The organism is Bacillus sp. SIMBA_008, assembly GCF_046535495.1.
GTDB classification, from domain to species: domain Bacteria; phylum Bacillota; class Bacilli; order Bacillales; family Bacillaceae; genus Bacillus; species Bacillus subtilis.
In genome coordinates this window covers 1-269 of sequence record NZ_JAWRWL010000509.1, presented here as the reverse complement: position 1 = coordinate 269, position 269 = coordinate 1, and the positions used below count along the sequence as shown (strand labels likewise).

Sequence of the window (269 nt, the reverse complement as noted above, 5' to 3'; positions counted from 1 at the left end):
CAAACGCGTCGTCAATATCGGTCTGATTATCGTGTCGCTCATCGCTTCACTGGTGATCCTGACCGTCGGGATGCTGCCGTTTCTCGGTTTGATCATTCCCAATATGGTGTCGATTTACAAAGGGGACAACCTGAGGAGCAGCCTGCCTCACACCGCTCTCTTTTGCGCTGTCTTTGTGCTGTTTTGCGACATTTTGCGAACGGAGATCATTTTCCCGTACGAAATTTCCATCGGCCTGATGGACGGTGTTATCGGCAGCGGCATCTTCC

The 269-nt window shown here is 51.7% G+C and carries 1 protein-coding gene; it reads left to right on the top strand.

What is annotated here, in order from left to right; translation table 11 throughout:
- A partial coding sequence (locus tag SB658_RS24235) for an iron chelate uptake ABC transporter family permease subunit (RefSeq protein ID WP_410602901.1) occupies window positions 1-269 on the top strand: 269 nt, incomplete at both ends.